Below are 9,138 nucleotides of genomic sequence, written 5' to 3' on the forward strand. Positions count from 1 at the left end.
ACGTACCCTGGAGGGTATGAGTCCTGCGTCCGGCATCCTGCTCGTCGACAAGCCGGGCGGCATCACCAGCCATGACGTGGTGGCCCGCACGCGTCGCGCGTTCGGCACGCGCAAGATCGGCCACGCCGGCACGCTCGATCCGATGGCCACGGGCCTGCTGGTGCTCGGCATCGAGGGGGCCACACGACTGCTGACCTACCTCGTCGGCCTCGACAAGACGTACGAGACGACGATTCGCCTGGGTGCAGCCACGACGACGGACGACGCCGAGGGCGAGACCGTCTCGACGGCGGCGGCCGGCGCGCTCGACTCCGTGACCGACAGCCGGATCGCCGACGGCGTCGCGCGGCTGACCGGGCGGATCTCGCAGGTGCCGAGCACGTTCTCGGCCATCAAGGTCGACGGCAGGCGCGCATATGACCTCGCCCGGGCGGGCGAGGACGTCGAGCTGAAGGCCCGCGAGGTCACGATCTCGCGCTTCGCCGTCGGCGAGTCGCGGCGGACGGCGCTCGCCGACGGGACCGAGGTGATCGACCTCGACGCGACGATCGACTGCTCCTCGGGCACGTACATCCGGGCTCTCGGGCGTGACCTCGGCGCCGATCTCGGCGTCGGCGGGCACCTCACGATGCTGCGTCGCACCCGCATCGGCCCGTTCGAGCTCGCCGATGCGCACACGCTCGAGGCTCTCGCCGACGGGGCTCCCGCGCTGCTCGATCCAGCGGAGGTTGCGTCGCGCGTGCTCGGGCGGCTCGATGTCACGGCGGGGGAGGCGCGCGACCTGCGCCACGGCAAGAAGCTCGCGGGGCAGGCCGGTCGCCTCGAGGGAGACCTCGCCGCCGCCGTCGACCCGGAGGGCGTGCTGGTCGGCGTCGTCGAGCGACGGGGCGAGGCCCTCAAGAGCGCGATGAACATGCCGGAGGTGACGGCGTGATCCTGTGGTTCACGATCCTGCAGCTGGTGGTCGCGATCGCGGCGGGGCTGCTCGCGGTGATCCTGGGGCTCGCCGGGCGTCGTCCCAGCGACCTCACCGTCGGATCCCTGGTGCTGGTGGAGCTGCTGCTGATCGCGCAGGTCGTCATCGCCATCGTCGCGCCCCTCGCCGGCAATCCGCCCACGGGCAGCCTGCTCGAGTTCTGGGTCTACCTCGTCTCGGCGGTGCTGCTTCCCGTGGCCGGCGTCGCGTGGGCCCTCATCGAGCGCAGCCGTTGGAGCACCGTGATCATGGGCGTGGTCGCCCTGTCGATCGCCGTGATGGTGTGGCGCATGCAGATCATCTGGACCGTGCAAGTGGCCTGACCGCCGCCGCGGCGCCGAGGCGCGGCACAGCCGGGCGCGCCTAGACTGGAGGGCGCTATGACCACCCCCGTCGCTCCTTCCGCGCACACCGCGGCCCCCGTCGCCGCCAAGCGCATGACCGGCATCGGCCGCGTGCTCGTGATCGTCTACGCGGTGATGGCCCTCGGTGCCACCGGCCGTTCGTTCGTGCAGATCGTCGAGCGCTTCGACCACGCCCCGCTCGCGTTCTCGCTGTCGGCCGCGTCGGCACTCGTGTACATCCTCGCCACGCTGGCGCTGATCTTCTCGCGTCGCGAGGCCTGGTACCGCATCGCCTGGGTCGCGATCGTGTTCGAGCTCGTCGGTGTTCTCGCGATCGGCACGGTCTCGCTCGTGGTGCCCGAGCTGTTCCCCGAGGCGACCGTGTGGTCCGGCTTCGGCATCGGCTACGTCTTCATCCCGCTGGTGCTGCCCTTCCTCGGCCTCTGGTGGCTGTTCACGCACCGCACGCGCGTCGCGGCGAAGACCGGATCGGCAGAGTGATCCTCTTCGAGGACGTCGCCGAGATCCCGGCGGACTTCGGCCCGACGGTGGTCGCCATCGGCAAGTTCGACGGTGTGCATGCGGGGCATCGCGCCATCATCGAGAAGATGCTCGTCGACGCGGCGTCATCCGATGTGCGCACGGTCGCGGTCACCTTCGACCGGAACCCCCTGGCGATCATCGCTCCGGATCGCTGCCCGCGCTCGCTCGTCGGCGTCACGCAGAAGGCCGAGCTGCTCAGCCGCACCGGCATCGACGCGACCCTCGTGCTGCGCTTCGACGAGGCGCAGGCGAGCGAGGAGGCCGAGAGCTTCGTGCGGCGCATCCTCGTAGAGGGTCTGAAGGCGCGGCGTGTGCTCGTCGGATCCGACTTCCGCTTCGGACGCGGGGGGTCTGGTGATGCCGACCTGCTGCGTCGGATGGGCGCCGAGCTCGGCTTCGAGGTCGAGGTCGTGGCCGACGTGGCGAGCGCCGGCGACGGCAGGCGCGTCTCGTCGACATGGATCCGCGAGCTGCTCGAGCAGGGCGACATCGAACGAGCGACGAAGCTTCTCGGACGCCCGCCGTCCATCGTGGGCGAGGTCGTGCACGGTCTCAAGCGCGGCCGCGAGCTGGGTTTCCCGACGGCGAACCTCTCGCCGGACGCCGAGGGCTACATCCCCGCCGACGGCGTCTACGCGGGCTGGCTCGTCGCCCGCACGCCCGAGAACGTGCTGCGGTCGGGCGTGCGCTATCCGGCGGCGATCTCGGTCGGCACCAACCCGACGTTCGACGACGTCCAGCATCGCCAGGTCGAGGCATATGTGCTCGACGAGACGGATCTCGACCTGTATGGCCGCCAGGTGGAGGTGACCTTCGTGAAACGGATCCGCGGAATGGTCGCCTTCGAGGGGATCGACGCGCTGATCGAGCAGATGCACGACGACGTCGCCCGCGCGCGCGAGGCCCTCACGGCCGCCCCGCTCTGGATCCGCGACGCCTCCACGCTCTGAGGGAGATCCCACCCGTTTCGTGACGAAGGCGGGGCGGCATCGGCCGACCCGCCTTCGTCACGTGTCAGGGGGCTCAGTACGAGGTGGTGTCCTGTGCCTGCGAGGCCTCGCGTCCCTCGGCGCGGGCGCGCAGCTCGCCGAGGATCGTCGCGCTCGCGCTGGTGCCCAGGCGGGTCGCGCCCGCCTCGATCATGGCGATCGCCGCCTCGAGGCCGCGGACGCCGCCGGATGCCTTGACCCGCACGGCGGGGGAGACGGTCTGGCGCATGAGGGTCACGTGCTCGACGGTGGCGCCGCCGCCGGCGAAGCCCGTGGAGGTCTTGACGAAGGTGGCGCCGCCGGCCTCGGTGAGCCGGGAGCCGCGCTCGATCTGCTCCAGGTCGAGCAGGCTCGTCTCGAGGATGACCTTCGTGACCGCGCCGCTGGCCGCCTCGACGACCGCGGCGATGTCGGCGGTGACCACGTCGTCGAAACCGGATCGCAGCGCGCCGATGTTGACGACCATGTCGAACTCGACGGCACCGTCGGCCTGGGCCTGTGCCAGCTCGGCCACCTTGGCGGCGGTCGAGGTGGTGCCGTGCGGGAACCCGATGACGGTGCCGACCGCCACGCCCGTGCCGGCGAGTCGCTCCACGGCATAGGCGATGTCGGACGGGCGCACGCACACGCTGAACACACCCCACTCGGCGGCGATGTCCAGCTCCTTGTCGACATCGGCGCGTGTGAACTCGGGCTTCAGGATCGCGTGGTCGATGGTGGCGGCGATGCCCCGCTCGGTCAGTTCGATGGTCATGGGTCCAGCGTACGTCGTGGGGGTGGCCGGGAATACCCCAGGGGGGTATCCTTGTTCCGGCCCTGCGAGAGCCTCAGGAAGGATCGTACAACCATGACCTCCACCACCGAAGACCACCGCGATGTCGTGCTCGACATCCACGGGATGACGTGCGCCAGCTGTGTGGCACGCGTCGAGAAGCGCCTGCTGCTCGTGCCGGGCGCGGACGCCTCCGTCAATCTCGCCACCGAATCCGCGAAGGTGCGCGTGCCGGCGGGCATCCCCGACATCGCGCTCGTCGAGGCGGTCAAGTCGGCGGGCTACGACGCCTCCGTGCGTCGCCCGGCGGCCGCCGCCCCGCACCGCGACCACGCGGATCACGACCACGCCGGTCACGACCACGCCGGTCACGACCACGCCGGTCACGCTGGCGGAGACGACGACCACGCGGATCACTCCGGGCACGTGCACGACATCGAGGACGTCGCCGGCGAGACGCCGCTGCGCACTCGACTGATCGTCGCGGCGGTGCTGAGCGTGCCGATCCTGGCGATCTCGATGATCATGCCGCTGCAGTTCCCCGGATGGCAGTGGGTCACGCTGGCGCTGAGCGTTCCGGTTGTGCTGTGGGCGGGCTGGCCGTTCCACCGCGCCACTCTGCGCAATGCGCGGCACGGCGCCATGACCATGGACACCCTCATCACGCTCGGCACCCTGGCAGCCCTGCTCTGGAGCACCTGGGTAACCGTCAGCGGCGGGATGCACGTGTACTTCGAGGTGGCGGCCGTGGTCACCACCTTCCTGCTGCTCGGCCGCTTCATCGAGCAGCGCTCCAAGCGCAAGGCGGGCGCCGCCCTGCGCTCGCTGATCGATCTCGGTGCCAAGCAGGTCACCCTCGCCGACGCCGACGGGCGCGACGGCGACACCGTGCCGGTCGAGCGGCTGCACCCCGGCGACCGTTTTGTGGTGCGCCCGGGTGAGACCGTCGCCACCGACGGCGTGGTCGAGCAGGGCGAGGCCGACGTCGACGCGAGCATGCTCACGGGCGAGTCGGTGCCGGTCGCGGTCGCACCCGGCTCGTCGATCACGGGCGGCACGATCGCCGTCGACGGGCGACTGGTCGTGCGTGCCACGGCAGTCGGCGCCGAGACCCGCCTCGCGCGCATCGCGCAGCTCGTCGAGGACGCGCAGACCGGCAAGTCGCAGATCCAGCGTCTTGCCGACCGCATCTCGGGGGTCTTCGTGCCCGTGGTGATCGGGCTCGCGATCCTGACCTTCGTCGGCTGGCTGCTCGCCGGCCAGAGCGTCGAGCAGGGCTTCATCGCGGCCGTCGCCGTGCTGATCATCGCCTGCCCCTGTGCGCTCGGGCTCGCGACGCCCGTGGCGATCCTGGTGGGCACGGGGCGCGGCGCGCAGCGCGGCATCCTGATCACCGGTCCCGCGGCCATCGAGACCGCCGGACGCATCGACACGGTGGTGCTCGACAAGACGGGAACCGTCACCAGCGGGCGCATGTCCGTGCAGGACGTGGTGCTGGGCCGGGGTGCCGACCGTGACGAGGTGCTGCGGATCGCCGGTGCTCTCGAGGCCGGATCCGAGCACCCGGTCGCCCGGGCGATCGTCGCCTTCGCCGGCGGTATCGACACGCCCTCGGTGACCGGCTTCAAGAGCTTCGCGGGACACGGTGTGGCCGGCACGGTCGACGGACGCGAGGCATTCGCAGGCAACCTCGCATTCGCGCTCGGCCGCAAGGCGCGCGTCGACGACGACCTGCAGGCCGTCGCGCGCGACGCGGCGTCCACGGTCGTGCTCGTGGGCTGGGCCTCGGCCGCGGGGATGAGCGCCACCGCGCGGGCGGCGATCCTGGTCGGCGACACCGTCCGCGACGACAGCCGCGCGGCGATCGCCGAGCTGCGGGCGCTCGGCCTGGACGTTGTGCTGCTCACGGGCGACGGCGAGGCCGTGGCGCGCGAGGTGGCCGCGTCCGTCGGCATCGACACCGTGATCGCGGGGGCGACGCCCGAGAGCAAGCTCGCCGAGGTGCACCGCCTGCAGCAGTCGGGACGCCGCGTCGCCATGGTCGGCGACGGTGTCAACGACGCCGCCGCCCTCGCCACCGCCGACCTCGGCATCGCCATGGGCGGGGGAGCGGATGCCGCGATGCACGCGAGCGACCTCACGCTCGTGCGCGAGTCGCTCACGGCGGCCGCCGACGCCGTCCGGCTCTCGCGGCGCGTGCTCGGCGTCATCCGCGGCAACCTCTTCTGGGCCTTCGGCTACAACGTCGCGGCGATCCCGCTCGCGGCGCTGGGTCTGCTGACCCCGATGATCGCCGGAGCCGCGATGGCGTTCTCGAGCGTGTTCGTGGTGCTCAACAGCCTGCGCCTGCGGTCGTTCCGATGAACGGGTGATGCCGCGAAGGTAGGGGAGGATGGGGCCATGCGCCGCGTCCTCCCCGCCGTCGTCCTGCTCGCCGGATCCCTCGCGCTCGCCGCGTGCAGCCCGCAGCCCTCCCCGGAGCCGACCACCGCGCCGACGCCGGCAGCGTCCACCCCGGCGAAGCCGACGACGCCCGCGCCGACCGAGACCGAGAGCGCGCCGCCGTCCGCGGCCCCGACGGAGCCGACCGCCGAGCCGGCGCCGCCCGCCACGGACGGCCCCGCCGGGTTGCCGGCGAATTGCGCGCAGGCGTACAGCCCCGGGATGCAGGATCGGCTGCACGCCGCATTCGCCCAGCTCAACCCCGGCCGCCCGTATGCCTGGAGCTCGAAGATCGCCGATCTGCTCGATGTCATCCAGGGCGCGCCGAACCTGAACTGCGACTGGTCGCCCGGGGGCGACGTGTTCCTCACGCAGAACGCCGCGATCGCGCCGGCGCAGCACGATCAGCTCGTGCGCGACGCGCTCACGCGGGACTTCCCCGGCTGCGACGCCACCGGCGCCGTGGTCGACTGCCAGCGCGAGCTCGACCGCCAGCAGGACTTCCACGAGTACGAGCGGGTCGTGCTCGATGGCGACCTGCTGCTGACCACCTACGCTGCCAATGTCGACAAGGCCCTCGTCGACGACGCGATCTCCGACATGCGGGCGATTCTCCCGTAGGTGCGGCGCGGCCCTATGGCGTAGACTGGCCTCACAGGCTCCCCGCCGCCCGACGCGTCATCGACGTCCGAGAGATCCTCTTGTAATACTCGGCGGAGGCCTGCACCACTCCGGCCGCTCAGGTGCATGCCTCGGCCGCGACGGTCTCTACGCTCAGGAGGAGCATGCCGACCACGGCACCCGCGCGACAGCGCAGAAAGTCCTCGTCCGCGCGGCGCGACGACGAAGCACCCCTCATCCCGATCCTCGCCCGCAAGGTGCGCGAGGTCGAGGCCAAGGCCCAGCGCGGCAAGCTCGGTCCGACGAACCGCACCAAGTTCCAGGTCATCGCGTTCCTGGTGCGCGAGGAGCGCGCTCGTGTGAAGGCCGACGGTGAGATCACCGATGCCGCACGGGCCGAGCTGCTCAAGCGCCTCGACGGCGTCGCGACGATCCTGGCCAAGACGGCCGCCCGCGACACGTCGCTCATCCAGCTGCTGGAGGTCGACCAGGCCACCTCTCCCGTCGCGCGCCGCATGCGCCGCGACTGGCTCATCGAGTCGGGCGCCGAGCTGCCGCCCGAGGAGCTGGTGATCGCCGACGTCAAGCCCGCTGTTATCCAGACGATCGTGCCGCCTGTCGCGGCCGAGCGTCAGGTCATGCCGCCGCAGATCGAGTCGCGGATCGAGTCGAACCCGTTCCTCGCGCCGGACCTCGAGCACCGTCGCGGCGGTCCCACCCCGCGCCGTCGCCTCGACGACTGGGAGCTCATGGGCCCCCTGTACAAGGCGTTCGAGCAGGGCGCGGGCGGCGGTGCCGCCACGATGCCGCTTCCCGAGCTGCCCGAGTTCGACCGCCTCTCGCCCAAGGGCCTCGAGGTCATGGCGCACCAGTCGCGCTTCCTCGAGGCGGTGCGCGCGGGTCACCGCACGTTCCTCCTCGCCGACGAGCCGGGACTCGGCAAGACCGCCGAGTCGGTGCTCGCCGCCTCCGTCGCGAACGCCTACCCGATGGTCGTCGTCGTGCCCAACGTCGTGAAGATGAACTGGGCCCGCGAGGTCGAGCGCTGGACGCCGCACCGCCGTGCGACCGTGATCAACGGCGACGGCACCGACATCGACGCGTTCGCCGACGTGTTCATCGTGAACTACGAGATCCTGGACCGTCATCTCGGCTGGCTCGCCAAGCTGGGACTGCGCGGCATGGTGGTCGACGAGGCGCACTTCATCAAGAACCTCTCGTCACAGCGTTCGCAGAACGTGCTGGCGCTCGCCGCGAGCATCCGCGAGCAGACCCCGGGCGGCGATCCGCTGCTGCTCGCGCTTACGGGCACGCCGCTCATCAACGACGTCGAGGACTTCGACGCGATCTGGCGCTTCCTCGGCTGGACCACGGGTGACAAGCCCGGGCCCGAGCTCATGGAGAAGCTCGACGCCACCGGTCTCACGCCCGCCGACAAGGCGTTCTACCCGGAGGCCCGAGACGCCGTCATCTCGATGGGCATCGTGCGCCGCCGCAAGAAGGACGTCGCCAAGGACCTGCCCGACAAGCTGATCGCGGATCTGCCCGTGCAGCTGGACGACGAGTTCGGCCGCTCGATCCGCGAGGCCGAGCGCGAGCTCGCGGCCCGCCTGGTGGCGCGCTACCGCCGGATCATCGAGGCGCGCGGCGACCGGGGACTCGCGCCGGGCGAGATCGACGAGGACATCGTGCGCCTGGTCGCCCACGGCGAGCTCGAGGAGTCGAAGGCCGCCGAGAACGCCGGCGACAACGTCTTCACGATGGTGCGTCGCATCGGACAGGCCAAGGCCGGCCTCGCGGCCGACTACACCGCCCAGCTCCAGCGCTCGGTCGGCAAGGTGGTCTTCTTCGCCAAGCACATCGACGTCATGGACCAGGCCGAGGCCCACTTCAAGGCGGTCGGCATCAAGGCGGTCTCGATCCGCGGCGAGCAGACCGGCACGGTGCGCCAAGCCGCGATCGACGCGTTCAACAACGACCCCGAGGTCGGCATCGTCGTCTGCTCGCTCACCGCGGCGGGCGTGGGTGTCAACCTGCAGGTCGCATCCAACGTCGTGCTCGCCGAGCTGTCGTGGACCGCGGCCGAGCAGACGCAGGCGATCGACCGCGTCCACCGCATCGGTCAGGACGAGCCGGTGACGGCCTGGCGCATCATCGCGGCGCACACGATCGACACCAAGATCGCCGAGCTGATCGACCAGAAGCAGGGTCTCGCCGCGCGTGCTCTCGACGGCGAGGCGGTCGACCCCGCCTCGAGCGATTCGGTGCAGCTGGCGGCGCTCAAGCACGTGCTGCGCACCGCGCTCGGGGGCGACTGACACCGATCGTCGGACCCGCAGGATTGCGATCCGGCGACGATCCATCGCAGACACCCGGACGAAGCGGCAGACCACCACGGTGGTCTGCCGCTTCCCGCGAGGTTGGGAAAATGTCAATAGGTAAACACACGTA

General features: G+C 71.1%; 8 protein-coding genes. 7 read left to right on the top strand and 1 reads right to left on the bottom strand.

From position 1 onward, the window contains the following. Positions 1 to 16: 16 nt before the first annotated feature. The 4 genes from truB to J5V96_RS07220 are packed head-to-tail and all read left to right on the top strand — an operon-like array spanning position 17 to position 2,813. Entirely contained in the window at positions 17 to 934 is a 918-nt protein-coding gene (truB, locus tag J5V96_RS07205; protein ID WP_208502139.1) for a tRNA pseudouridine(55) synthase TruB, read from the top strand. Beyond that, a complete protein-coding gene (locus tag J5V96_RS07210) occupies positions 931 to 1,299 on the top strand; it encodes a hypothetical protein (RefSeq protein WP_208502141.1) in 369 nt (122 codons plus the stop codon). The genes truB and J5V96_RS07210 overlap by 4 nt, the downstream gene beginning before the upstream one ends. A gap of 57 nt (positions 1,300 to 1,356) precedes the next feature. After that, positions 1,357 to 1,821 (top strand): hypothetical protein, encoded by a 465-nt coding sequence (locus tag J5V96_RS07215; protein WP_208502142.1) that lies wholly within the window; start codon positions 1,357 to 1,359, stop codon positions 1,819 to 1,821. Next, positions 1,818 to 2,813: a bifunctional riboflavin kinase/FAD synthetase gene (locus J5V96_RS07220; protein ID WP_208502144.1), complete on the top strand. Its 996-nt coding sequence runs from the start codon at positions 1,818 to 1,820 to the stop codon at positions 2,811 to 2,813. Before J5V96_RS07215 ends, J5V96_RS07220 begins: the two co-directional genes overlap by 4 nt. 73 nt (positions 2,814 to 2,886) lie before the next feature. Here the strand turns inward: J5V96_RS07220 and deoC are convergent, their stop codons facing one another. After that, on the bottom strand, positions 2,887 to 3,606 hold the full coding sequence (gene deoC / locus J5V96_RS07225; RefSeq protein WP_208502146.1) for a deoxyribose-phosphate aldolase: 720 nt from the start codon (positions 3,604 to 3,606) through the stop codon (positions 2,887 to 2,889). Positions 3,607 to 3,699: 93 nt separating this feature from the next. Here deoC and J5V96_RS07230 point away from each other — a divergent pair, with 93 nt between their 5' ends. The 3 genes from J5V96_RS07230 (at position 3,700) to J5V96_RS07240 (ending at position 9,005) form a co-directional block, all read left to right on the top strand. Continuing rightward, positions 3,700 to 5,988, top strand: a complete 2,289-nt coding sequence (locus J5V96_RS07230) for a heavy metal translocating P-type ATPase (RefSeq protein WP_208502149.1) — start codon at positions 3,700 to 3,702, stop codon at positions 5,986 to 5,988. 36 nt (positions 5,989 to 6,024) lie between these two features. Then, positions 6,025 to 6,687, top strand: a complete 663-nt coding sequence (locus J5V96_RS07235) for a hypothetical protein (protein WP_208502151.1) — start codon at positions 6,025 to 6,027, stop codon at positions 6,685 to 6,687. 164 nt (positions 6,688 to 6,851) lie between these two features. Further along, positions 6,852 to 9,005: a DEAD/DEAH box helicase gene (locus J5V96_RS07240; RefSeq protein WP_208502153.1), complete on the top strand. Its 2,154-nt coding sequence runs from the start codon at positions 6,852 to 6,854 to the stop codon at positions 9,003 to 9,005. Positions 9,006 to 9,138: the final 133 nt, after the last annotated feature.

It is taken from the genome of Microbacterium stercoris, assembly GCF_017592545.1.
GTDB classification, from domain to species: domain Bacteria; phylum Actinomycetota; class Actinomycetes; order Actinomycetales; family Microbacteriaceae; genus Microbacterium; species Microbacterium stercoris.

Excerpts from the sequence above, each read along its gene's own strand:
- truB (WP_208502139.1), top strand. The coding sequence starts at position 17 with ATGAGTCCTGCGTCCGGCATCCTGCTCGTCGACAAGCCGGGCGGCATC.
- J5V96_RS07215 (WP_208502142.1), top strand. The coding sequence starts at position 1,357 with ATGACCACCCCCGTCGCTCCTTCCGCGCACACCGCGGCCCCCGTCGCC.
- deoC (WP_208502146.1), bottom strand. The coding sequence starts at position 3,606 with ATGACCATCGAACTGACCGAGCGGGGCATCGCCGCCACCATCGACCAC.
- J5V96_RS07230 (WP_208502149.1), top strand. The coding sequence starts at position 3,700 with ATGACCTCCACCACCGAAGACCACCGCGATGTCGTGCTCGACATCCAC.
- J5V96_RS07235 (WP_208502151.1), top strand. The coding sequence starts at position 6,025 with ATGCGCCGCGTCCTCCCCGCCGTCGTCCTGCTCGCCGGATCCCTCGCG.
- J5V96_RS07240 (WP_208502153.1), top strand. The coding sequence starts at position 6,852 with ATGCCGACCACGGCACCCGCGCGACAGCGCAGAAAGTCCTCGTCCGCG.